Here is a 22,547-nt window from a genome sequence, read left to right as displayed (position 1 = left end):
GAGGTGCGCCATGCTCCGGTTCATCACCCGTGGGCCGTTCTCCCTGCTCGCAGCTGTGCTGGCCCCGGTTGCTCTGTCTGCGGTGCTGCTGCCGTGGCGCGGCAGCCTTGCGAACACCAACGTCGCCCTGATGCTGGTCGTCGTGGTGGTAGCAGTAGCCGCTCTGGGACACCGGGGAGCCGGTGCTCTTGCCGCAGTGGGCGCCGCCCTGTGGTTCGACTTCTTCTTCACCCCGCCCTACGGGCGGTTCGCGATCAGCAAGTCCGCCGACATCACCACCGCGGTCCTGCTGCTCTGCGTCGGCCTGGCGGTCTCCCAACTGGCAGCCCGAGCACGGCGTTTCCGGGTGATAGCGATCACGGACGCCGGATACCTGGCGCGAATCCACGACACCGCTGTGCTCTCCCGCTCGGCCAACTCTGCCCTCACCGTGGTCGACCACGTGGGGGACGAGCTGATCGACCTGTTGCAGCTACGCGGCTGCCACTTCCAGTACGGTTCCCTGATCGGCCACCCGCCGCGTCTGGAGCACGACGGCTCGATCACCATCGGGCGCAGGCAGTGGGACGCGGACCGTCTCGGTCTGCCCGACCAGGACGTGGAACTGCGCATGTTCGGCAACGGCAGGTACATCGGCCGGTACATGCTCGACCCCACGCCGGGAGCGGTGCCCTCGCGGCAGGCGAGGCTGGTCGCGGTCACTCTGGCAGACCAGGCCGGGGCCGCCATGGACACCCTGCGGCGGCCGGTGAAGTCGGTCTGACGGGGGCTTTCAGTCCGTGGTCGGCGCTCCCGACCAGACGCGCAGGCCGAAGACGAAGGTGGTCCCGCCTCCCGAGGTGCTCTCGACCGTGAGTTCGCCGCTCATCGCCTCGACGAAGCCTTTGGCAACCGTAAGGCCGAGTCCCACCCCGCCGTTGGCGCCCCCGTCATGGGACTGGCTGCGCCGGAAGGGCTGGAAGAGGTCGTCCGAGTCGACCTCCGAGATGCCGGGGCCACGATCGATCACGCGCACGTCGACCCGGCCGGCCACGGCGCCCGCGTCGACCACCACCTCGACATCCGGCGGGGACCACTTGCGGGCATTGGCCACCACGTTGGCCAACGCCCGCTCCAGAAGCCCGGGGTCGGCCTCGACCTTCGGTAGGCCGTCGGCGATCGCGATCCTGACGCCGGCGGCTGCCTGCGAGTCCGGAAGGCTGTCCACCGCCGCCCGGACCACCTCGCCGACATCGGCCGGACACATCGTCACAGGCACCGCGCCGACCTGCAAACGGCTCAGATCCAGGAGGTTGGCCACAAGATGGTTCATCCGCTCCGCCTCGGCGCCGATCCGGGCGACCAGCCTGCGAGCGTGCCCCGCGTCCCGTTCGCTCTCGGGTGACCGGAGGCCGGCGACGGCCGAGCTGATCGACGCCAACGGGGTGCGCAGGTCGTGCTCCACCGCCTCCAGCAAGTTGATGTGCAGTGCGTCGGTGCGGGCCAGCGCCTCCGCCGCCCGGGCCTGGGCGGTCAGCCGCTCCCGCTCCCGGATCAGCCGCAGCTGGGTGACGAACGGGCCGAGCAACCGGGCATCCTCCTGGCTCAGCGACGGGCCCGCCAGGACGAGCGCCGTGTCCTGGCCGAGGCCTGCGGCGAAGGCTGCCTCATCCGGCCGGACGGGCGGTTCCGGACCCCAGGACGCCACCGGATGCCACTCCTCGCCCATTCGGACCAAGACGGCCGCGCCGGCCAGGGCGAAGACCTGGCACAGCTCCCTCAGCAGCTCAGGCAGCGCCGGGGCGGTGGAATCCACCGTTTCCCCCGCCAGCCGGGCCAGTACCTGCGCCTCCGCGCGGGCCCGGGCGGCCTGCTGCGAACGCCGGGCCAGACCGTCGATCAGGTGCGCGATGATCCCCGCGACGGCCAGGAACAACAGCAGGGCCGCCACGTCCGCCGCCCGGCCGATGACCAGGCTGTGCCAGGGAGTGGTGAAGAAGTAGTCCGCGGCCACCGCCGCCGCCGCGGTGGTGGCCGCCGCCGGGAGCAGCCCACCCAGCCGGGCCACCCCGGCGACGACCAGCAGCAGGCACAACAGCGCCCCGGAAAGGCCGAGTGAGCCGCGTAGCGGCGACAACACCGCCGCAAGCGCGGCCGCTCCGACCGGCCCGAGCAGCCAGGCCGCCCAGCGCCGTCGCGCCGACACCGGTGCGGGCCTGCGTCGGTGCGGCGCCGGCGGGACGGCGAGCAGGTCCGGGTCGGGCGGTGGCAGCACCCGGACATCGATCGGCCCGGCCATGCGGATCACCCGGTTGATCACCGAGCCGCCGATCAGCTCCTTCAACCTCGAGCGGTTCGTCGGCCCGAGGAGGATCTGGGTGGCGCTCTCCGCGCGGGCGAAATCCACCAGGGCCTGCGCGACGTCGCTGCCGCTGATCTCCACATAGCTGCCGTGCAGCTCGCGCAGCAGTCGGCGCTGCTCTTCCAGGCCCGGTGGCTCCGACTGCAGCGTGCCGTCGTCCGGCCGGACGTGGATGCCGATCAGATCGCCATGCACCCGGGCGGCCGTTCGGGCGCCCCGGCGGATCAGATGCTCACCCTGCGGGGCACCGTTCAGGGCGACCGCGATCCGTTCCTTGGTCTCCCAGGGGGCACGGATACCGTGCCGGGCCCGGTAGTCGGCGAGCTCTTCCTCGACCCGGTCAGCCAGCCAGAGCAACGCCAGTTCGCGCAGCGCACCGAGGTTGCCGGCCCGGAAGTAGTTGTCCAGCGCCACGTCGATCCTGTCGGGCCCGTAGATCTCACCCTGCGCCATCCGGGTGCGCAGCGCCTCGGGGCTCAGGTCCACCAGCTCGATCCTGTCGGCGGCCCGGGCGACCGCGTCCGGGATCTGCTCGCGCTGGGCGACGCCGGTGATCTGCTCGACCACATCGTTGAGGCTCTCCAGATGCTGGATGTTCAGCGTCGTCGCGACGTCGATCCCAGCCCGCAGCACTTCCCCCACGTCCTGCCAGCGCTTGGCGTGTCTGCTGCCGGGCACGTTGGTGTGGGCCAGCTCGTCCACCAGGGCCAGCGCGGGCCGTCGGGCCAGCAGCGCGTCCAGGTCCATCTCGGTCAGCTCGATCCCCCGGTACCGCAACACCCGGCGCGGCACCACCGGCAGATCGCCCAGCTGCTGCTCGGTGCCCCGACGGCCGTACGTCTCGACGAACCCCACCACCACGTCAACGCCGTCCGCGCGTAGCCGGCGCCCCTCGGCGAGCATCGCGTACGTCTTGCCGACACCTGGCGCGGCTCCCAGGAACACCCGCAGCTTGCCTGTCATGGCCGATCGGTGTCCTTCCTCACCCGCCCTGCAGCTCCATGGTTGCATCGGCGCTCCTCACCGGAGCCGTCCGCCACATCGGGACCCTTCCGGCCGGCCTCGCCGTGACCTGGTGGCAGCACGACCGACATCCGTGTGATGTGCCGCTTGCGCGCCAAGGGCCTGTTCGGTTACCGCACACCCACCCCTGGGGGTGCGGGACATCACCTCCGAAAGGCCCTGGTGCGCGTTGTGCACGCGTGGGCGTTGAGTCGGCCCGCAGCCCCGGATCAGACCGTTCCGTGGGGCGGCGTCGTCCGGAACTGCGTCGCCGGGGGCGCGATCACTACGAGCGTTTTCGGAGGCGTGGCAGCGAAGTGCCTCCCGGGGGAACAGCCTTCGTCGAAGTGGCAGGGCAGTAGGCGGTTGCCGCAGGCCGGGAGTCGGCGGTGCCGATGCGAGTCAGGTTGCTCCGTGGGTGTCAGCACCCCGGCTACTCTGTATACAGAAGGATGTGCGCTGGTAGGGGCAGGGAGTTTCATGGCGCGGGCGACCGGTAAGAGCGAAGTGGTCTACGAGCGGCTGAAGGGGGACATCGAGTCCTTGCGCCTGCGGCCGGGGGCCAAGCTGAGCGAGATCCAGCTGGGTGAGGAGCTGGGTGCTTCGCGGACGCCGGTGAGGGAGGCGATCAGGCGGCTGGCCCGGGACGGACTCGTCGACTTCGTACCCGGTGAGGTGGCCCGGGTCGCTCCTATCTCCCTGGGTGGCGTGCGGGCGCTGTTCGACTTCCGGATGCTGCTGGAGCCCGAGGCGGCGGCGGGAGTAGCGGCGGCGGGGGCCGCCGACGAGCGGGTGCTGGTTCCCTTCCGTGAACTCCTCGGGCGGCTGGAGGAGTTCGACGAGTCCTTCCGCGCGCAGGATGCCGGTGCGCAGGCCCAGTCGTATCAGGAGTTCTACGGGATCACGGAGGGGTTCGACCAGGCGGTGATCGCCGCCTGCCGCAACCCGTACCTGGCGCGCACTATTAGTGACCTGCGCAGCCAGACGGTGCGTCTGCGTCATCTCTCCCACAGCGGTCCGCGGCGGATGCTGACATCGCTGGAGGAGCACCGGGCGATGCTCAAGGCGGTGACGGGGGGAGACGCACAGGCGGCGGAGGCCGCGTGCCGGCATCACCTCGCGCAGACCCTTTCGGCTCTGATCGACAGCCTGACCAGCCCGGATGCAGGTTTCGGGCCGGACGTGCAGCTGGACTTCGTGGGCTGACACCTCGCGCTGCCGGCTGACAGGGGCCGGCAATTGTCTCTCTGCTCCGGGGGCTGTGTTTCGGTCGCCCCAGTAATGTATACAGGGATGGATACATTACCTCTGGATGTGAGGGGCTGCCTTATGCCGCATACCGTGGGCGTCGGGGACCTGCTGGGTTTCGCCGCCGCCACCGCTGAAGCCCACGGCGTTCCCCCAGCGGACGCCCGGCTGCTCGCGGACACGCTGGTGACCGCGGAGCTGTGGGGGCATCCCTCGCACGGGATGCTGCGCCTGCCGTGGTACCTCAGCCGTATCGAGAGCGGCGCCACGGCGGCTGTCGCCTCGCCCGAGGTCGTCAGCGACAACGGTGCGGTGCTCGTCGTCGACGGTCGTGACGGCCTGGGGCAGGTGCTTACCGACCGTGCGGTGACGTGGGGCGTGGAGCGCGCCGGCCGGCACGGGATCAGCGCGGTCGCCGTCCGCAATTCCGGCCACTTCGGCACGGCCGCGTATTTCACCCGCAAGGCTGCCGAGCAGGGCTGCGTAGCGCTGCTGGCCACCAACGCCAGTCCGGCGATGGCGCCGTGGGGTGGCCGTGAGAAGCGGGTGGGGACCAACCCCTGGTCGATGGCCGCACCGGCCGGCTGCTACGGCACGGCCGTGATGGACATCGCCAACACCGCGGTCGCGCGCGGCAAGATCTACCACGCCAAGGAGCGGGGCGAGTCGATCCCTGAGGGGTGGGCGGCGGACGCGGACGGCGTGCCGACCACCGATCCGCGGCGGGCGATCGAAGGCCTGATCCTGCCGATGGCCGGCCACAAGGGCTACGCCATCTCCTTCATGTTCGACGTGCTGGCCGGCGTGCTGACCGGCAGCGCCTTCGGCTCCGCGGTGGTCGGCCCCTACCAGCCCACCGGGCGCAGCGGGGTCGGACACCTGCTGATCTGTGTCGACATCCGCTCGATGGCCGACCCGGCCGAGTTCGAGCAGCGGATGCAGTTGCTGATCGAGGAAACGAAGTCCGCCCCGACCGCGCCCGGCACCGCGGAGATCTTCGTGCCCGGCGAGCCGGAGATCCGCACCGCGCAGCGCCTGCGGGTGGAGGGCATCACGGTCGTCGACGACACGTGGGACTCGCTCGCCCGCATCGCCGCCACCACCGGTGTGCCCCTGCCCGCCCCCACCACCGTCTCCACCCCCGAGGAGCTTCCCGCATGATCGCCCTGACCGTGTCCCTGCAGGTCAACCCCGGCTGCCGGGACGAATTCCTGGCGGCTGTCAAGGAGAACGCCGAGCGCTCCTTCGTCGACGAACCCGGCTGCCGTTACTTCGACGTCGTCTGCGACCTGTCCGACGACCACCACTTCGTCTTCCACGAGATCTACGACGACGAGGCCGCCGTCGAGGCCCACCGCGCAGCACCCCACTTCCATGACTGGCGCGCGGCCGCCGCGAAATGCGTCGTGCCCGGCAGCCAGGTCAACACCCTCTCCCGCCGCCTGTTCCACCACTCCTGAACGGAGCCGCAACCCATGTGCACCACCAAGCCCGCCGAGCCGAACTTGCTCATCCACCCCGACGAGGTCGAACGCTTCGACCGCGGCGGCGGGGTGGCCACCGTCCCCTACGTCGGCAAGTGGAATTCCGAGAAGGCCGTGATCACCACCGGCCAGACCGTCTTCCAGCCCGGCACCGGTCTGCCCCTGCACAGCCACAACGTCGAGGAGTCGGTGCTGATCCTCGAAGGGGAGGCCACCGCCGAGATCGACGGCGAGTTCTTCGACCTGGAGGTCGGCCAGGCGACCTGGGTGCCGGCCGGGATTCCGCACCGCTTCTTCAACCGTGGCGAGTCGGTCATGCGGATCTACTGGGTCTACGGCGGCCGGGACGTCACCCGCACCATCACCGCGACCGGCGAGACCTTCGAGCACCTCTCGGAGCACGACAAGGGAGGGGCCCGCACCTCATGACCCGCACCATCCAGACCATCGACCCCGCCACTGGCCGGCCGCTGGCCGCCTACGAGGCCTGGGACGCCGCCCGGATCGAGACCGCCGTGGAACGCGCGCACGCCGCGGCCCGCGCCTGGGCCCTCGTCCCGGCCTCGGAGCGCGCCGCGCGCGCCGCCCGCCTCGCGCACACGCTGCGCGAGCACCGTCAGCGGTTGGCCGAGCTGGCCGTCGCGGAGATGGGCAAGCCCGTGGGCGAGGCGGAGGGGGAGACGGAGAAGTCCGCGCTGACCGCCGACTACTACGCCGCCCACGGACCGGCCATCCTCGCCGACGAACGGGCCGACATCGACGGAGCCGAGGCCTGGGTCGCCTACGAGCCCGCCGGCCTGGTCCTCGCGGTCATGCCGTGGAACTTCCCTGTCTGGCAGGTGATGCGCTTCGCCATCCCGTCCCTGGTGGCCGGCAACGGTGTCCTGCTCAAGCACGCCTCCAACGTCACCGGCAGCGCCCTGGCCCTGCAGGACCTGTTCGTCGAGGCCGGATTCCCCGAGCATCTGGTCACTGCGCTGCTCGTCGCGGACGACGAGGTACCGGAGGTGACCGCGCGGCTCATCGGTGACGAGCGGATCGCTGCCGTCACGCTGACGGGAAGCAACCGGGCCGGAGCCGCTGTCGGAGCCGCAGCCGGGCGCGCGGCGAAGAAGTGCGTTCTGGAACTCGGAGGCTCGGACGCCTTCGTGGTCCTCGACGACGCCGACGTCGAGGCGGCCGCGGCGGCCGCGGTCAGGGCCCGCTTCACCAACTCCGGGCAGAGTTGCGTGTGCGCGAAGCGGTTCATCGTCACCGAGGCGGTGGCCGACGCCTTCACCGCGGCCTTCGTCGACGGGGTGGAGCGTCTGCGCATCGGTGATCCGAGCGACCGCGCCACCCGGATCGGCCCGATGGCGAGAGACGATCTGCGGGCAGCGATCGCACGGCAGGTGGAGGAGTCCGTGGCCGCGGGCGCGCGGCTGCTGACCGGCGGGAAACCCCTGCCCGGTGACGGCTTCTTCTTCCAGCCCACGGTCCTGGCCGACGCCGGACCCGGCATGCCGGCCTTCGACGAGGAGACCTTCGGCCCGCTGGCCGCCATCGCCGTCGCCCGCGACAACGACGACGCTGTACGGCTGGCCAACGCCACCCCCTTCGGCCTGGGCCTGAGTGTGTGGACCAGCCGTCCGGAGGTGGGCCTGTCCCTGGCCCGCCGCATCACCACCGGCGCGGCGTTCGTCAACGCCGTTGTCGCCTCCGATCCGCGCCTGCCCTTCGGTGGCACCAAGGCCAGCGGACACGGCCGTGAACTGGCCAGTGCCGGCATCCGGGAGTTCACCAACACCCGCACCTACTGGGTCGGCATCTGACGCCCTGCGACCCTCAGCAGCACCCGCCAATCCGGTCCCGTCCGCCCTGTTGGGCAGGCGGGACCGCCGCGTGTACGGATCGTTTCCAAAAGATGTCCACGGAGACCTATACAGCTCTGAATGCAGCTATGTATACAGGAGGGCATTCATCCTCCAGAGGGGAAAAAGATGTCCAGCTCTCCGCATGCAACCGCAACGAAGCGCGGTGTCGGGTACTGGCTGCGCCAGTTGTGGGTCCAGGTCCTCATCGGCGTGGCGGCAGGCATCGTGGTCGGCGCGGTGTGGCCGAGTGTCGCCGTGCAGATGCAGCCGTTCAGCGACGGATTCGTCGCCCTGATGAAAATGATCGTCGCGCCGGTGCTCTTCTGCACCGTCGTCCTGGGCGTGGGCAAGGTCGACAGCCTCGGCCGTGTCGGCCGGGTCGGCGCCAAGTCGCTGGTCTACTTCGTCGTGCTGACCGGCCTGTGCATGGCCGTCGGCCTGATCGTCGGCAACGTCTTCCATCCGGGCGCGGGGATGCACATCGCCGCGTCCTCCCTGAGCACCGACGACCTGCCCGAAGGCACGACCAGCACCCACATCGACCTGCCGGACTTCATCCTGTCGATCATCCCCGGCACCATGTTCTCCGCCTTCACCGAAGGTGAGATCCTGCCCGTCATGCTGGTCTCGGTGCTGTTCGGCATCGGTATCAAGGCCGTCGGCGAGCCGGCACAGGGGCTGCTGCGCGGCGTGGAGAACATCTCCAAGATCGTCTTCAAGGTCGTCGGCTGGGTCATGCGCACCGCCCCGCTCGGCGCTTTCGGCGGCCTGGCACTGACGGTGGGCAAGTACGGCATCGGCACCCTGCACCAACTGCTGATCCTCATCGCGATCTTCTCCGCGACCTGCGTGGTGTTCATCCTCGTCGTCTTCGGCGGCCTGCTGCGCTACACCGGCCTGAGCCTGTTCAAGCTCTGCCGCTACCTCAAGGAAGAAATCCTGATCATCCTGGCCACCTGTTCCAGCGAGGCCGTCCTGCCCCGCATGGTCGGCAAGATGGAACACCTCGGCGCCTCCCGCCCGGTCGTGGGCCTCACCCTCCCGGCCGGCTACTCCTTCAACCTCGACGGCACTGCCATCTACCTGACGATGAGCTCGCTCTTCCTGGCCCAGGCCCTGGACATCCACCTCTCCATCGGCGAGCAGCTGGTCATGCTCGGCATCATGATGCTCACCAGCAAGGGAGCAGCCGGCGTGCCCGGCGGCGCGTTCGTCGTCCTGGCCAGCAGCGTCAGCATCATCGGCCACGTCCCCATGGCGGCCCTGGCCCTCATCGTCGGCATCGACCGATTCCTCAACGAGGGCCGCATCCTCACCACCGTCCTCGGCAACGCGGTCGCCACCATCTTCATCGCCAAGTGGGAGAAGGAATTCGACCTCGAACGCGCCAAGGCCGTCCTCGACGGCAAGGACGTCCCGCCCCTAGGCGCTGATGAACACCGGCCCGTTCCTGTTCTGCCCGACGCCACCCCGGCACCGGCCGCAGCGGGCTGATCCCCACCGCGCGGGGCGGCCGGCCGCACGATCCGGACGGCGCCGGCCGCCCCGTCACCCGCACTGTGCCCGTTCCACCGGAAGGAAGCGCGGCACCCACCGTCCACCGCACGGCGCTCGTGCCCCACCACCCCGCAACGGGCCGTGCCGCCGCTTGGTTCCGTAAGCCGTGGTCAGCTCGTTGTGGACGATTCCGTGGACTCGATGTCCTGGGTGGCGGCCCAGGTCGCGAGGAGGCGCAACCCCTCCTCGGAGGGCGAGCCGGGCTCGGCGGTGTAGATCGTCAGAGTGAGCCCTGGTTCAGCGGCCATCTCCAACCCTTCGTAGGCAAGGGTGAGGTCTCCGACGGCGTGGTGGTGGAAGCGTTTGGTGCCGGTGCCGTGGTGGCGGACGTTGTGGGCGCCCCAGCGGGTGCGGAAGTCGTCGCTGCGGGTGGAGAGTTCGCCGACCAGGTCGTGGAGGTCCTTGTCGTGCGGGTTGCGGCCGGCTTCGGTGCGCAGGATGGCGACGGCCACGTCGGCGGCCTGGTCCCAGTCGGGGTAGAAGCGGCGCGAGGCGGGGTCGAGGAAGTTGAAGCGAGCCAGGTTCGCCTGGTTGTGGGGCGTGGCGTAGACGTCCGCGTAGAAGGCTCGAGCGAGCTGGTTGGCGGCCAGGATGTCCATGCGGCCGTTGCGGACGAAGGCGGGTCCGGCGGTGATGGCGTCCAGGGTCCACTGCAGGCTGCCGTGTGGCTTCCACTGGTCCCTGGTGCGCCGCCGGCGGGGCCGGGTGAGGGCGTCGGAGCCGTCCGCCGCGTGTGCGAGGTTGAGTAGGTGGGCGCGTTCGGCGTCGTCTAGCTGGAGGGCGCGGGCGAGGGCTTCCAGAACGGCCGGCGAGACGCCTGTGAGGTTGCCGCGTTCGAGTTTCGCGTAGTACTCGACACTCATGTCGGCGAGGGCTGCGACCTCGCTGCGGCGTAGGCCCGGCACGCGGCGTCGGGTGCCGGACGGCAGTCCGGCCTGGTCGGGGGTGATCTTTGCGCGCCGCGAGGTGAGGAACTCGCGGACCTCCTCGCGGTTGTCCATGTCTTCGACGGTACGTCCCGCACGCGGCCATAGGGATGTACTGCCAGTACACCCTTTGTCAGTGACTCGCTACGTGCGGGAAGTGGGCGTTTCCTGGAAGGCGTGGTGCTTCCGCTACCAGCCATGAAGGCGGTGCTTGCGAAGCCCCCGTCCCCGGCCCGGGTGGTCCGCCGCCCGTGCTTCGGGTCCGCACCCTGTACCAAGTACGCAAAGGAACCTCTCATGCGCGGCGCAGTGATTCACGCCCCTGGCGACATCCGTTTCGAGACTCTGGAGGACCCGAAGATCCTCAAGCCGACCGACGCGATCATCCGTACGGCGGTGACGTGCGTGTGTGGTTCGGATTTGTGGCCGTATCGCGGGGCCGAGCCGACCGACGCGGCGCATCCTATGGGCCACGAGTACGTCGGCTTCGTCGAAGAGGTCGGGTCCGAGGTCACCGCCGTCAAGCCGGGCCAGTTCGTCGTGGGCTCGTTCGCGACCTCGGACAATGTCTGTGCGAACTGTCGTAACGGGTTCCAGTCGAGCTGTCTGAACCGCGAGTTCATGTCCACCTGCCAGGCCGACTACGTGCGCATCCCGCACGCGCAGGGCACGCTCGTCGCCATTGACAGCGTGCCCAGCGAGGAGTTCTGGCCGGGTCTGCTGGCTGTGTCGGACGTGATGGGCACCGGCTGGTGGGCCGCTGAGGCCGCCGAGGTCAAGCCCGGATCGACCGCCGTGGTCGTCGGTGACGGTGCGGTCGGCCTGTGCGCGGTGATCGCCGCGAAGGAGATGGGCGCGGAGCGGATCATCGCCATGTCCCGCCACGAGAGCCGCCAGAACCTCGCCCGTGAATTCGGCGCGACCGACATCGTCGCCGAGCGCGGCGAGGAAGGCGTCGCCCGGATCAAGGAGATGACCGGCGGGATCGGTGCCGACAGTGTCCTGGAGTGTGTCGGCACCGCCCAGTCCATGCAGCAGGCCCTCAACTCCACCCGCCCCGGCGGCAACGTCGGCTTCGTCGGCGTCCCCCACGAGGTCGCCGTCGACGGCCAGGAGCTGTTCTTCTCCCACGTCGGACTGCGCGGCGGCCCCGCGCCCGTACGCCGCTACCTGCCCGACCTCATCGAGCGCGTCCTGACCGGGAGCATCGACCCGGGCAAGGTCTTCGACCTCACCCTGCCGCTGGAGCAGGTCGCCGAGGGCTACAGGGCGATGGACGAACGCCGCGCCATCAAAACCCTCCTCACCCCCTGACCCGACCGTTCCGGTCGGCCCCGCCAAGCGGGACCGGTCAGGCCTCTCCTCGTCCAGCCCCTCTCTTCGCCCAAGGACTCACCATGACCACGTTCGCACTGGTCGGCGCAGGCCCCGGCCTGGGCCTGGCCGCCGCCCGCCGCTTCGGCAAGGCAGGCCACACCGTCGCACTCCTGGCACGCAACACCGATCGTCTCGACGAGCTGGTGGCGGCGCTGGACGGCGACGGGGTCCAGGCACGCGGCTACTCCGCTGACGTTCTCGACCCCGACTCGCTGACCACGGCCCTGCGCACGGCGGCCGAGGAGCTGGGGTCCGTCGAGATCCTGCAGTACAGCCCGGTGCCGCGAGCCGACTTCATGAAGCCGGTCCTGGAAACCAGCGCGGCCGACCTGGATGCTCCGCTGGCGTTTTCCGTGAAGGGCCCTCTCACCTGTGTGAACGCGGTTCTGCCCGGTATGCGGGAGCTCGGCCGGGGCACGCTGCTGTTCGTCAACGGCGGCAGCGCGGTGCGCCCGAAGACCGGCGTGGCCGGCACCTCGATCGCGTTCGCCGGTGAGAGTGCCTACGCGGCGATGCTCCACACCGCGCTCGCCCCGGAGAACATCCACGCCACGCAGCTGATCGTCCCGGGTGCGATCAGCCCCGACTCCGAAAGCTCCAGTCCCGAGGTCCTGGCCGAGCGGCTGTACGCCCTGCACACCGACCGCGACGGCTTCCGGCACTACGCCGAACCCATGCCCGACTGACCGTAGGACAGCACTTTCATGACCTTCCCCCTTCGCCGGGCCCTGACCGCCACAGCCTCCGCCGGCGTGCTGCTGACCATGACCGCCTGCTCCGAGGAAGCCAAGCAGGCTCCCGCGTCCACACCCACCGACCCGGCGTCGGCACCGGAGCGGCCCCGGACTTCAGCGTCCACCAGCCCCTCCGGATCAGACCGGAGCACTCCGACGGACATTCGCGTCACCCTCCACGGGCAGCCCGTCGGCGCGACCTTGAACGACAGCCCCGCCCCGGAAGCTGACCACCCAGGGCGCCCCCGAGCCGACCGCAGCCAAGGTCATCGCCCTCGCCCTCAGCGGCACCGCCAACCCCTCGCGGGCCGTCGCCCAGCACACCACCGACGCCGGCGATCCGCAGGAGGCAGACGCACCGGCAGCGATCCGCGCTGAACTCCACTTCCGCACACCTTCGTTGGGAGCAACCGTCATGAACCCCACCTACGACTTCACCGGACAGGTCGCCTTTGTCACCGGTGCAAGCTCCGGTATGGGTCTGGCCACCGCCCGCGCCTTCGCCCGGTCGGGGACCGCCGTCGCGCTCGCCGACATCGACGAGAGAGCCGTGAACGCCGTCGCCAAGCAGCTCGCCGACGACGGCCACCAAGTCCTGGCCCTGGTCTGCGACGTCGCCGACGAGGACCAGGTCGCCGCCGCCGTCGACCGCACCGTGGAAACCTTCGGACGACTCGACATGGCCTACAACAACGCCGGCATCCAGATCCCGCCCACCGACGCCGCCGAGGAACCTCTCGACCAGTTCGAAAAGGTCCACGCCATCAACCTGCGCGGCATTTGGGCGTCGATGAAGCACGAACTGCGATACATGCGCGCCCAGGGCAGCGGAGCGATCGTCAACTGCTCCTCACTCGGCGGACTCGTCGGCCTGCCCGGACGCGCCTCCTACCACTCGACCAAGCATGGCGTGATCGGCCTGACCACCAGCGCCGCCCTCGAGTACGCGCCGCGCGGTATCCGTATCAACGCCATCTGCCCCGGCACCATCGACACCCCCATGGTCAGCGACATGATCGCCAAGGGAGAGCTCGACCGCGCCGAGGCCGAAGCCAACCAGCCCATGGGCCGGCTCGGCACCGCCGACGAAATGGCCCAGGCCGTCCTGTGGCTGTGCAGCCCCGGAGCGAGCTTCGTCGTCGGCGTCGCCCTGCCAGTCGACGGCGGCTACACCGCCCAGTAGCCACGAAGCCCCCGCACACCCCTGCCCTCACAGAACTCGTAGAACACGGGAGAACCACCATGCCCGAGCAGTCCGCCCCCGAAGAACTCAGGGCGATCGCTCCCAAACTCGTCGAGGTCACCAACGACGTCCTCTTCGGCGACGTCTGGAAACGCCCCAGCCTCTCACCGCGCGACCGAAGCCTGGTCACCGTCAGTGCCCTTACCGCCCTCTACCGAGGCGAGCAGCTCGACCACCACCTGGGCGTCGCCCTCGACAACGGCCTGACCGTGGAGGAACTGTCCGAGGCCATCACCCATCTCGCCTTCTACGCAGGCTGGCCCAACGCCATGACCGCCATCAACCGGCTCAAGAAGATCGCCGACGAGCGCAGAGCCTGACCGACCCAGCACCGCACCGCGACCCCACCGAGGAGAACCACCATGGAACACATCACCGAAACCGCCACGCTGAAGGCCCCGGCCGAACGCTTCACCGGCGACGTCTACCTCAACATGATCGAAGCCCCCACCGCCCCCGCCCACCTCGCCGCCGCTCTCGTACGCTTCACCCCCAGCGCCCGCACCAACTGGCACTCCCACGCCAACGGCCAGACCCTCTACATCACCGACGGCGTCGGCCTCGTCGGCACCCGCGACGGCAACGTCGTACGCATCCACGCCGGCCAGACCGTCAAGTGCCCGGCAGGCGAGGAGCACTGGCACGGCGCCACCGACACGACCCTCATGGCGCACATCGCCATGGTCGTCGGCGACACCGATGGAGACGGCACCACCTGGCTGGAGCCTGTCACCGACGAGCAGTACGCCCACGCGCTGAACACGAGTAACTGACGCACCACACCGCCCGGCTCAGGGCAGGTCCCCACGAAGCCTGACCGGCTATGACTCCAGTGGAACTCACCGGCCTGACAGCATGGATGGGCCTGCGCCGAGCCCGAAACCTGCACAGCAGACCATCAGGCGGCACCTGCGCGGAGCCGGGCCACAGCACCCTGCAGATCATCGAAGGCCCGCTGCTCCCGTCGGGGTGTTGCCACGGTGCCGCCCAGAATGCCGCACCGTGGCTTTGTCCACGAGAACCGACAGCACCAGTCCATGAGATGGGGAGGCGTCGGCTGCGCGCCGTGTTCGATGCTCATGAGACGCGACAGCGTCCCCGGCGCACCCCGCCGTCGCAGGGCCTTACCTCGGGAAGCCGCGATGAGGCCCCATGCAGCTCTGCGTAGTGTTCCGCCTCCTTGGCATCCGGCCACGGAGCCCGCGCAAGAAACCGTTTGGCGGAACACCGCGACCACTGCTACGTTTCCGGAGGCCGTGCTAGAGAACGAGGAGGTGGTACCCGTGAACGCAGTATCGACATGGGTGCTCCCCTCCGGGGCCACGGTCGGGCGATAGGTCGTCCGGGAGCGCCGTTCCAGAGCACTCCCGAAAGGCACGACCATGCACTTCACTTCTGAACAGCGCCTCGACGACGGCGTTCTCGAGCGCGAATTCACCCTCGGCGAGATTCCCGGCATCCTGTGGACGCCCGCATCTGCATCCGCACCGACGCCGCTGATCCTGCTCGGCCACCCCCCGCTCGGACTGCACAAGATGTACCCCCGACTGGTGGCCCGGGCCCGGCACGCCGCGGCGGATGGCTTCGCCGCGGCCACCATCGAGCTCCCCGGAAGCGGCGACCGGCCCCGTTGGGCCGCCGCCGAGCAGGCCCGCGCCGACCTGCGCCGGGCCATGGAAGCCGGCGAGCCGGTCAGCGACGAGATCATCGACGCCCTCGTCCTCCCGCTCGTCGACAAGGCGGTCCCGGAATGGCAGGCCGCCCTGGACGCCCTCCTGTCGCTGCCCGAGATCGGCGGCCCGGTCGGGTACTCGGGGGGAGTGATCTCCATCGGCGTTCGCCTTGCGGTGGTCGAGCCGCGCATCGTGGCCGCCGGATTCTTCGCCGGGAGTCTCGTGCCTCGCGCCATGTTCGAGGAGGCCCGCCAGATCACCATTCCGCTGCATGTCCTGCTGCAGTGGGACGACGAAGGGAACGACCGGCAGGCGGCCCTGGATCTGTTCGACGCCTTCGGCTCCAAGGAGAAGTCCCTCCACGCCAATATGGGCGGGCACACCGGCGTCCCGCAGTTCGCGGGGGACGCCGCGGCCCAGTTCTTCACCCGGCACCTGAAGTGAGGCCGGGCCGTCAGGCCACCACCAGACGGTAAGCCGAGTTGGCCAGAATGCTCCTCGTCTGAGGGCTGTCCCGTAATCCCTGGCGGGACAGCCCTCAGTGATGAGTTTTCGCGCCCGCACCCGTCAGACCTACGACGGGACACGACGAGGCGGAAGGATGACGTGATGAATGCGGACACGTGGCTGGAGGAGCTGGGCGTGAGCGGGCTGGGCGAGGTCGACGAGCCGGCGTTCTCGGGGCTGGCGGAGCGGCACCGGCGGGAGCTGCACGTGCACTGCTACCGGATGCTCGGGTCGTTCGAGGACGCCGAGGACACCGTGCAGGAAACGTTCCTCCGTGCCTGGCGGCGGCGGGAGACCTTCGAGGGGCGGTCGACGTTCCGGGCCTGGCTGTACGGGATCGCCACCAACGCCTGCCTGGACCTGCTCGCCAAGTGCCGGCCGGAGCCTGCGACCGGCGGCGAGGTGCTGTGGCTGCAGCCGTACCCGGACCGGCTCCTCGACGAGCTCCCCGCGAGCGACGCGGACGAGCCGGAGACCGTCGCCGTCGCGCGGGAGACCATCGAGCTGGCGTACCTGGTCGCAGTCCAGCACCTCGCGCCGCGCCCGCGGGCCGTGCTGATCCTGCGGGACGTGCTCGGCTGGCCGGCGAAGGGCGTCGCGGAGTTCCTCGGGGACTCCGTCAACTCCGTGAACAGCGCGCTGCAACGGGCCCGCGCCGGCATGCGGGAGCACCTTCCCGCCGAGCGGCAGGACTGGACCGGCGGCGAACAGGACGCCGGGACGCGCGAGCTGGTACGCCGCTTTACCGACGCCAGCGTGGCCACGGACGTCCCGGCGCTCGCCTCGATGCTGCGGGACGATGTCCGGTGCTCGATGCCGCCCACGCCGGGCCTGTACGTCGGCCGCGACGCGGTGGTGAACGACTGGGTCGAGAGCGGCTTCGAGGGCATGAAGGGCCTGCGCGGCGTCCTCACCTCCGTGAACCGGCAGCCCGCCGTCGCCTTCTACCTCTGGCGGAAGCGGGAGGACGCGTACCTGCCGCTGACGATCGACGTCCTGCGCGTCACCGGCGGGGCCATCACCGAGATCGTCATCTTCCACGACGACCGGTTCCCACGGCTCGGGCTGCCGGAGAGCCTGCCGTCGGACGGTACGGAGTAGTCCCGATGCGGACGCTCACGCTGTGCGGTGGCGCGCGTGTCGCGGTGATCGCGGCGCAGTGGTGCGACGCGTTCGGCGTCGTCACCTGCGGGCGGGTGCAGCTGGAGCTACGCGACGGCGAGCCCGGGCCCGTCCTCGTCCCGCTCATCGAGGTCGAGGCCCGAGCGACTGCCGCACGGCGGATCCGCGAGGCGAAGGGCGGTACGAGCACGCCGTCTCCCTCGCCCGCGCGGCCCTCGACCGCCGCCGGACGGCGGTGCCGGGCAGGGCTTGGATGGCGACCAGGGCGACGAACAACGCTTCAGCGGCAGTGATCATTTCCGTGGCTTGAACTGCCCCCCGAACCACGGTCGTTCGTGGGCGGGTTGCCGCCACGGCGGCTTCACGCCAGGTGTGAACTCAACCGTAGCCTCGGTTTTGCCTTTAGATCTGCTGCATGACATTCACATCCTCCTCCGCTTCCGGCCGGGTGAGATCCGCTCGTGCCGGACGCAGGGCTCTGCTCATAGCGACTTCGGTCGCCCTGGTGAGCGGGGCACTGTTGCCCGCAACGGGCTTCGCTTCCGCCGCCGCGGGTCAGTCCGGGCCCGTCGACCGGCAGGCCGCCGCCCCTGTCAAGGAGTACGACATCACCCTGCTCACGGGGGATGTCGTGCATTACTCGGATGGTGTCGGCAAGCAGGACACCGTCACCGTGGACCGCCCCGACGGAGCGGTCGGCGGCGTGCATGTCCAGCAGGCCGGTGACGATCTGTACGTCCTGCCCGACGAGGCCAACTCCCTCCTTGCTGCGGGCAGGTTGGACCGCCGACTGTTCAATGTCTCGGCTCTGGTCAAGATGGGGTACGACGACCGGAAGTCCGGCGGCATTCCGCTGATCGCCACCTACACGGCGAGTCAGGGCCGCTCACTGCCGGCCGCCCCTCGCGGTGTGAAGAAGACCCGCACTCTGGAGAGCATCCACGGCGCCGCGCTGAAGGCCGAGAAGGGCACCGCCCGGGCCTTCTGGAACGACATCGCCCGTACCCCCAAGTCCCGTTCGTTGGACAAGGGCATCGCCAAGTTGTGGCTCGACGGCCGGGTGGAGGCCTCGCTGAAGGACTCGGTTCCGCAGGTGAACGCCCCACAGGCCTGGGCCGAGGGGTACGACGGCAAGGGCACCAAGGTCGCCGTCCTCGACACCGGCATCGACCCGACCCACCCGGACGTCAAGGACCGCATCCTCGAGTCCAAGAGTTTCGTGCCGGGCGAGGAGGTCCTCGACAAGCACGGCCACGGCACGCACGTCGCCTCCACGATCGCGGGCTCCGGCGCCGCGTCGGACGGCGTCAACAAGGGGGTGGCCCCGGGTGCGGACCTGATCATCGGCAAGGTCCTCGGCAACGGGGGCTCCGGTGAGGACTCCGGGATCATCGCCGCCATGGAGTGGGCGAAGGCCGAAGGCGCCGACGTCGTCTCCATGAGCCTCGGCTCCAGCATCCCGGACGACGGCACCGATCCGATGTCGCAGGCGGTCGACACCCTCTCGGCGGACGGCGGTCCGCTGTTCGTGATCGCCGCCGGCAACGCGTACGGCGCGGGCACCATCGGTTCGCCCGGCTCTGCGGAGAAGGCACTCACCGTCGCCGCCGTCGACAAGCAGGACAAACGCGCCAGCTTCTCCTCGATGGGCCCGCTCGTCAGGTCCTACGGCCTGAAGCCCGACCTGTCCGCACCGGGTGTGGCCATCAACGCTGCCGCCTCGCAGGCGGTTCCGGGCGTCAGCGGGATGTACCGGTCGATGCAGGGTACGTCGATGGCGACCCCGCATGTCGCGGGCGCCGCAGCGATTCTGAAGCAGCGTCACCCCGACTGGTCCGGTCAGCGGATCAAGGACGCGCTGATGAGCTCGTCGAAGAAGCTCGACGCGTACACCCCGTACGAGCAGGGCACCGGTCGGCTCGACGTGAAGGCGGCCGTCGACACCACCATCGAGGCCACCGGCTCCGTCGCGGTCGCCTCCTACGACTGGCCGCACTCCACGTCCGACCCGGTCGCCGAGCGGACCATCACGTACCGCAACACCGGTACGAAGGACGTCACCCTCGACCTGGCCACGGACACCGATGCCGAGGCCTACTCCCTGTCGACGAAGCAGCTGACCGTCCCGGCCGGTTCCACCGCCCAGGCTGTGCTCTTGCTGGATCCGTCGAAGGTCGCGAACGACACCCAGTTCTCCGGGCAGGTCATCGCCAAGGACGCGGCGGGCACCGTCGTCGCCCACACCGGCTTCGCCCTCAACAAGGAGCAGGAGCTGTACGACCTGACGCTCAGGCTCCGTGACCGCGACGGCAAGCCGATGGACGGCCTGGTCGTCCTCGGCGCGCTAGGCGATCCGAACCTGAATGTCGTCCCGGTGTCGGGCGAGTACACACTGCGGCTGCCGCCGGGCAACTACACCGCTTGGACCGCCGCGAGCGTCGCCGGCGACCGCGCCGACTCGAAGGCCGTGGCATTCCTCGCGGCCCCCGAGACGATCCTCGACAAGGCGACCACGGTCACCCTCGACGCCTCCAAGGCCCGCAAGGTCAGTGTGCGGACCCCGAAGGAGACCGAGACCCGACAGCTGCGATTCGACATGGCGCGCACCGCACCGGATGGCACGATCCAGCGCGACCTGTACCAGATCCCGTTGATCTACGACCAGCTGTGGGCCAGTCCCACCAAGAAGGTCACGCAGGGCAGCTTCTCCTTCCTGACCCGCTGGCGGCAGGGCGAGAAGCAGCTGGATGTGTCGGCCGAGGGCCGTGACGTGCAGGTCTTCCCGCAGGGTGGTGCGGCGATCGCCGAGGGCGGTGAGGAGAAGCTGGCCAGCGTCTTCGCAGGAAACGGCGCCATAGCCGACTACGAGGGTCTGAACGTCAAGGGCAAGGCCGTCGTCATCCGCAGCAGTGACGCGGTGGCTCCCGCCGACCGGCTCGCCAACGCGGTGGCCGCGGGCGCCGGGGCACTGTTCGTTGTCAACGACGGCGACGGCGTCCTGATGGAGAGCTACACGCCCTACGGGACCAAGGGAACCATTCCGGTCGCCTCGGTCCAGCGCCTGGCGGGCGAGGACCTGATCAAGACCGCGCAGCGTGGAGCGAAGCTGACGGTTGCTCAGCACCGTTACGCGAGCTACGTGTACGACCTGGTGGACCGCCACGACGGCTTCGTGCCGGACCGTTCGCTGGAGTTCGCTCCGTCGACCCGCCAGCTGGCGAAGGTGGAGAACACCTTCTACGGCCACAAGGACACGCTCGGCGCGGGCTTCCGCTACGACATCCCGGACTACGGCCCGGGTGTCGGCTTCGAGGAGTACGAGAAGTTCCCCGGCACCCGCCAGGAGTGGGTCAACCCGCTTCCGGGCGACTCCTTCTGGTACGAGAACCACTCGGTCCTCAACGCCACCCAGACGGACTCCGCGCAGGAGATGCGCGGCGGCGCCCTGGACTACACAGCGGGCCGCACCTACTCCGCACAGTGGTTCGCGCCGATCTCCCGCCCGCGTCTGGGCACCGCCTACTGGGGTCCGTTCCGCTCCGTCTACAACGACATCCAGTTCAACTTCACTCCGTGGACCGACTCGGGCGCGGGCCACTCGGGCGCCATGGAGAACGAGTACGAGACCACCAGCACCGCCTTCTACCAGGGCGACACGCTGATCAAGAAGGTCAAGGGCCGGGCCGGCTTCGCCTGGGACGTGTCCGCCGAGAAGCTGCCGTACCGCTTCGTGCTCGACGCCACCCGGGACGCAGACGTGTGGAAGACCTCCACCCGCACCCACACCGAGTGGAACTTCGTCTCGGGCCAGATGGACCAGAACGGTCCGAACCAGGCCGACATCCCGCTGCTCCAGCTGGACTACAAGGTCGACACCGACCTCGCCGGTGACGTCTCGGCGGGCCGGTGGACCGAGATCGGTCTCACGGCGGGCACGCAGGAGTGGCTGGACGGTGCGGTGAAGGCGAAGAAGGCCTCGCTGTCGGTCAGCTACGACGACGGCAAGAACTGGAGCGACGTGGAGCTGCGCGAGAATTCGGCCGGTTCCTGGACCGCACGGTTCCAGACGCCGAAGGAGGCCGGCGGTTTCGTCTCGATCAAGGCGCACGCCGAGGCCGGGGACGGGCTCGGCGTCGATCAGGAAATCATCCGGGCGTTCGGCCTGAAGTGAGGGTCCGGCTGAAGTGACCTGCTGACAGTTCCTCTTGAGGTTGCTCGGGAGGCGCTCGGAAGGTTGCGAACGAGGTGGCTCCACACCCTCCGACAGGGGTGTGGAGCCATCTTCTGTGCTTTCCTGATCAGCAAAATATGACGAGTTTGCCAGTATTTAGTGGGTCGCAACCCTGGAAAGGAGCTTTTTGCGGTGCGTGGCAAGTTGCCACGACCGGGTGGGGTGCGTAGGGCGGCCCAGGAGGTGCGGTGTGTGGACGCGCAGGGCGAGAATGCCGGACATGGCATGCCTACGGCTCGACAGAAGCGGGGCGCGGCGGCGCTGAGCGGTGCGCCGACGCTCGTTGCGGTGCTTGCCGGACGCGGCGACGACAAGTCGTCTGCGACCCCGTCAGCCGCTGCGACGACGCCCGCTCGCGAGTTCGGCGCGCGCGCCAACGCCATTCTCGTGCAGTGGATCTGACGAGACGAGCAGCAGACGAAGGGGCGGTCTGCCGGGACCGTTGGACCGCCCCCAGTTCGGGCAAGTAGCCCGCGCTGGTCGTGCTGGGGCTGTGTCGGAATCGGGCGGATCCCGGGGCAGTGCACGCGCCGTCTGCGTGCTGGCATCGTTTTCGCCCGTTGTCTATCGAAAAGAAGAGGTCATTGCGGGGGTATGTCACGGGATGCGCGGAGTTGCAGCCACAACGAAAGGCGGTCGTCTGGGTGGTCGAGGTCGAGGGTGAACAGCTCGCGTGCTCGCCGCAGTCGGTATTTGAGCGTGTTGTGGTGAATGGTGAGCTGTTCGGCGGCTTTCGCCGCGTTGCCGCCTGCGTCGAGCCAGGCGCTCACTGAGGCCGCGTACTCGGTCTGGTGCTCGTGGTCGTACGCGGTCATCGCGACGATGCCAGGATGGCGAAGCCTGGGCGAGCGGGCGATCTCGTCCGTGAATCGCGCAAGGAGGATGCGGGCGTGTGCCTGTGCCGTACCTGCTATCCGGTGCGCCTTTGGATCGAGCGTTGTGACGCGCAGGATGCCGTCGACTTCCGCACGCAGGTCGGGCAGTTGATCGGGTTCGTGTGCCGGACGGCTGAGCGCCACGCGCAGGTCGGTATGGCACGAGGGTGCGAGCGCAGCGAGTGAATGTTCTGCTAGTACTCCAGCCGTACTTTTCCATTACTGCTGGTCAACGGCTTGGGTGTGGGGATTGTAGCGGGGTGGGTTTGGGTGCGGGGCGGTCTTGGCGGACCGTCCCGCGAACGTGTGGCCGCGCCGCATGTAATGACAACGGACCGAGCAGTCGATAGACGTGATCAATGATGTGCCCACGA

Annotated in this window: 20 protein-coding genes; 17 read left to right on the top strand and 3 right to left on the bottom strand. The window is 69.4% G+C overall.

Annotated elements, in window-relative coordinates:
• The first annotated feature begins 10 nt into the window (after positions 1-10).
• Entirely contained in the window at positions 11-763 is a 753-nt protein-coding gene (locus tag ACFU6I_RS20360) for a DUF4118 domain-containing protein (protein ID WP_384368487.1), read from the top strand.
• 9 nt (positions 764-772) lie between these two features.
• On the opposite strand, the gene ACFU6I_RS20355 is transcribed toward ACFU6I_RS20360, so the two are convergent.
• Positions 773-3,304, bottom strand: coding sequence for an ATP-binding protein (locus ACFU6I_RS20355; protein WP_384368485.1), 2,532 nt, complete (start codon positions 3,302-3,304; stop codon positions 773-775).
• A 519-nt stretch (positions 3,305-3,823) separates the two neighbouring features.
• On the opposite strand from ACFU6I_RS20355, the gene ACFU6I_RS20350 reads away from it, so the two are divergent.
• From ACFU6I_RS20350 to dctA, 6 genes are all read left to right on the top strand, one after another.
• On the top strand, positions 3,824-4,549 hold the full coding sequence (locus ACFU6I_RS20350; protein WP_384368482.1) for a GntR family transcriptional regulator: 726 nt from the start codon (positions 3,824-3,826) through the stop codon (positions 4,547-4,549).
• A 123-nt stretch (positions 4,550-4,672) separates the two neighbouring features.
• Positions 4,673-5,752 carry an Ldh family oxidoreductase gene (locus ACFU6I_RS20345; RefSeq protein WP_384368479.1) on the top strand — a complete coding sequence of 360 codons (1,080 nt, stop codon included), beginning with the start codon at positions 4,673-4,675 and terminating at the stop codon, positions 5,750-5,752.
• Complete coding sequence (locus ACFU6I_RS20340; protein ID WP_384368476.1) at positions 5,749-6,051, top strand: putative quinol monooxygenase; 303 nt, start codon at positions 5,749-5,751, stop codon at positions 6,049-6,051. The genes ACFU6I_RS20345 and ACFU6I_RS20340 overlap by 4 nt, the downstream gene beginning before the upstream one ends.
• 15 nt (positions 6,052-6,066) lie before the next feature.
• Positions 6,067-6,504, top strand: a complete 438-nt coding sequence (locus ACFU6I_RS20335; protein WP_384368473.1) for a cupin domain-containing protein — start codon at positions 6,067-6,069, stop codon at positions 6,502-6,504.
• Positions 6,501-7,886 (top strand): aldehyde dehydrogenase family protein, encoded by a 1,386-nt coding sequence (locus ACFU6I_RS20330; protein ID WP_384368470.1) that lies wholly within the window; start codon positions 6,501-6,503, stop codon positions 7,884-7,886. The genes ACFU6I_RS20335 and ACFU6I_RS20330 overlap by 4 nt, the downstream gene beginning before the upstream one ends.
• Before the next feature lie 168 nt (positions 7,887-8,054).
• A complete protein-coding gene (dctA, locus tag ACFU6I_RS20325; RefSeq protein ID WP_384368467.1) occupies positions 8,055-9,422 on the top strand; it encodes a C4-dicarboxylate transporter DctA in 1,368 nt (455 codons plus the stop codon).
• A 173-nt stretch (positions 9,423-9,595) separates the two neighbouring features.
• Here the strand turns inward: dctA and ACFU6I_RS20320 are convergent, their stop codons facing one another.
• Positions 9,596-10,486, bottom strand: coding sequence for a helix-turn-helix transcriptional regulator (locus tag ACFU6I_RS20320; protein WP_384368464.1), 891 nt, complete (start codon positions 10,484-10,486; stop codon positions 9,596-9,598).
• Positions 10,487-10,708: 222 nt separating this feature from the next.
• On the opposite strand from ACFU6I_RS20320, the gene ACFU6I_RS20315 reads away from it, so the two are divergent.
• The 10 genes from ACFU6I_RS20315 (at position 10,709) to ACFU6I_RS20270 (ending at position 21,700) form a co-directional block, all read left to right on the top strand.
• A complete protein-coding gene (locus tag ACFU6I_RS20315; protein ID WP_384368461.1) occupies positions 10,709-11,725 on the top strand; it encodes a zinc-dependent alcohol dehydrogenase family protein in 1,017 nt (338 codons plus the stop codon).
• Between the two features lie 83 nt (positions 11,726-11,808).
• Positions 11,809-12,474 carry an SDR family oxidoreductase gene (locus ACFU6I_RS20310; RefSeq protein WP_384368458.1) on the top strand — a complete coding sequence of 222 codons (666 nt, stop codon included), beginning with the start codon at positions 11,809-11,811 and terminating at the stop codon, positions 12,472-12,474.
• A gap of 463 nt (positions 12,475-12,937) precedes the next feature.
• The gene (locus ACFU6I_RS20305) at positions 12,938-13,705 is read left to right on the top strand and encodes an SDR family NAD(P)-dependent oxidoreductase (RefSeq protein WP_384368456.1); all 768 of its coding nucleotides are present in this window, start codon (positions 12,938-12,940) and stop codon (positions 13,703-13,705) included.
• A gap of 59 nt (positions 13,706-13,764) precedes the next feature.
• Positions 13,765-14,085 (top strand): carboxymuconolactone decarboxylase family protein, encoded by a 321-nt coding sequence (locus tag ACFU6I_RS20300; protein ID WP_384368453.1) that lies wholly within the window; start codon positions 13,765-13,767, stop codon positions 14,083-14,085.
• A 42-nt stretch (positions 14,086-14,127) separates the two neighbouring features.
• A complete protein-coding gene (locus tag ACFU6I_RS20295) occupies positions 14,128-14,538 on the top strand; it encodes a cupin domain-containing protein (RefSeq protein WP_384368450.1) in 411 nt (136 codons plus the stop codon).
• A 609-nt stretch (positions 14,539-15,147) separates the two neighbouring features.
• Positions 15,148-15,882: an alpha/beta hydrolase gene (locus tag ACFU6I_RS20290; protein WP_384368447.1), complete on the top strand. Its 735-nt coding sequence runs from the start codon at positions 15,148-15,150 to the stop codon at positions 15,880-15,882.
• 165 nt (positions 15,883-16,047) lie between these two features.
• Complete coding sequence (locus tag ACFU6I_RS20285) at positions 16,048-17,046, top strand: RNA polymerase subunit sigma-70 (RefSeq protein WP_384368444.1); 999 nt, start codon at positions 16,048-16,050, stop codon at positions 17,044-17,046.
• A 5-nt stretch (positions 17,047-17,051) separates the two neighbouring features.
• Positions 17,052-17,360, top strand: coding sequence for a hypothetical protein (locus ACFU6I_RS20280; protein ID WP_384368441.1), 309 nt, complete (start codon positions 17,052-17,054; stop codon positions 17,358-17,360).
• Positions 17,361-17,482: 122 nt separating this feature from the next.
• The gene (locus tag ACFU6I_RS20275; protein ID WP_384368438.1) at positions 17,483-21,238 is read left to right on the top strand and encodes a S8 family serine peptidase; all 3,756 of its coding nucleotides are present in this window, start codon (positions 17,483-17,485) and stop codon (positions 21,236-21,238) included.
• A 252-nt stretch (positions 21,239-21,490) separates the two neighbouring features.
• The gene (locus ACFU6I_RS20270) at positions 21,491-21,700 is read left to right on the top strand and encodes a hypothetical protein (protein WP_384368435.1); all 210 of its coding nucleotides are present in this window, start codon (positions 21,491-21,493) and stop codon (positions 21,698-21,700) included.
• A 179-nt stretch (positions 21,701-21,879) separates the two neighbouring features.
• On the opposite strand, the gene ACFU6I_RS20265 is transcribed toward ACFU6I_RS20270, so the two are convergent.
• Entirely contained in the window at positions 21,880-22,317 is a 438-nt protein-coding gene (locus tag ACFU6I_RS20265) for a PucR family transcriptional regulator (RefSeq protein ID WP_384368432.1), read from the bottom strand.
• Positions 22,318-22,547: the final 230 nt, after the last annotated feature.

Source organism: Streptomyces sp. NPDC057486, from assembly GCF_042802415.1.
Classification (GTDB): Bacteria; Actinomycetota; Actinomycetes; order Streptomycetales; family Streptomycetaceae; genus Streptomyces; species Streptomyces yanii.
Note: the sequence above shows the minus strand (reverse complement) of the source record. Positions and strands in the feature narration are given on the sequence as shown.

Coding starts and splice junctions, on each gene's coding strand:
- ACFU6I_RS20360 (WP_384368487.1), top strand. CDS start 11: ATGCTCCGGTTCATCACCCGTGGGCCGTTCTCCCTGCTCGCAGCTGTG.
- ACFU6I_RS20355 (WP_384368485.1), bottom strand. CDS start 3,304: ATGACAGGCAAGCTGCGGGTGTTCCTGGGAGCCGCGCCAGGTGTCGGC.
- ACFU6I_RS20350 (WP_384368482.1), top strand. CDS start 3,824: ATGGCGCGGGCGACCGGTAAGAGCGAAGTGGTCTACGAGCGGCTGAAG.
- ACFU6I_RS20345 (WP_384368479.1), top strand. CDS start 4,673: ATGCCGCATACCGTGGGCGTCGGGGACCTGCTGGGTTTCGCCGCCGCC.
- ACFU6I_RS20340 (WP_384368476.1), top strand. CDS start 5,749: ATGATCGCCCTGACCGTGTCCCTGCAGGTCAACCCCGGCTGCCGGGAC.
- ACFU6I_RS20335 (WP_384368473.1), top strand. CDS start 6,067: ATGTGCACCACCAAGCCCGCCGAGCCGAACTTGCTCATCCACCCCGAC.
- ACFU6I_RS20330 (WP_384368470.1), top strand. CDS start 6,501: ATGACCCGCACCATCCAGACCATCGACCCCGCCACTGGCCGGCCGCTG.
- dctA (WP_384368467.1), top strand. CDS start 8,055: ATGTCCAGCTCTCCGCATGCAACCGCAACGAAGCGCGGTGTCGGGTAC.
- ACFU6I_RS20320 (WP_384368464.1), bottom strand. CDS start 10,486: ATGGACAACCGCGAGGAGGTCCGCGAGTTCCTCACCTCGCGGCGCGCA.
- ACFU6I_RS20315 (WP_384368461.1), top strand. CDS start 10,709: ATGCGCGGCGCAGTGATTCACGCCCCTGGCGACATCCGTTTCGAGACT.
- ACFU6I_RS20310 (WP_384368458.1), top strand. CDS start 11,809: ATGACCACGTTCGCACTGGTCGGCGCAGGCCCCGGCCTGGGCCTGGCC.
- ACFU6I_RS20305 (WP_384368456.1), top strand. CDS start 12,938: ATGAACCCCACCTACGACTTCACCGGACAGGTCGCCTTTGTCACCGGT.
- ACFU6I_RS20300 (WP_384368453.1), top strand. CDS start 13,765: ATGCCCGAGCAGTCCGCCCCCGAAGAACTCAGGGCGATCGCTCCCAAA.
- ACFU6I_RS20295 (WP_384368450.1), top strand. CDS start 14,128: ATGGAACACATCACCGAAACCGCCACGCTGAAGGCCCCGGCCGAACGC.
- ACFU6I_RS20290 (WP_384368447.1), top strand. CDS start 15,148: ATGCACTTCACTTCTGAACAGCGCCTCGACGACGGCGTTCTCGAGCGC.
- ACFU6I_RS20285 (WP_384368444.1), top strand. CDS start 16,048: ATGAATGCGGACACGTGGCTGGAGGAGCTGGGCGTGAGCGGGCTGGGC.
- ACFU6I_RS20280 (WP_384368441.1), top strand. CDS start 17,052: ATGCGGACGCTCACGCTGTGCGGTGGCGCGCGTGTCGCGGTGATCGCG.
- ACFU6I_RS20275 (WP_384368438.1), top strand. CDS start 17,483: ATGACATTCACATCCTCCTCCGCTTCCGGCCGGGTGAGATCCGCTCGT.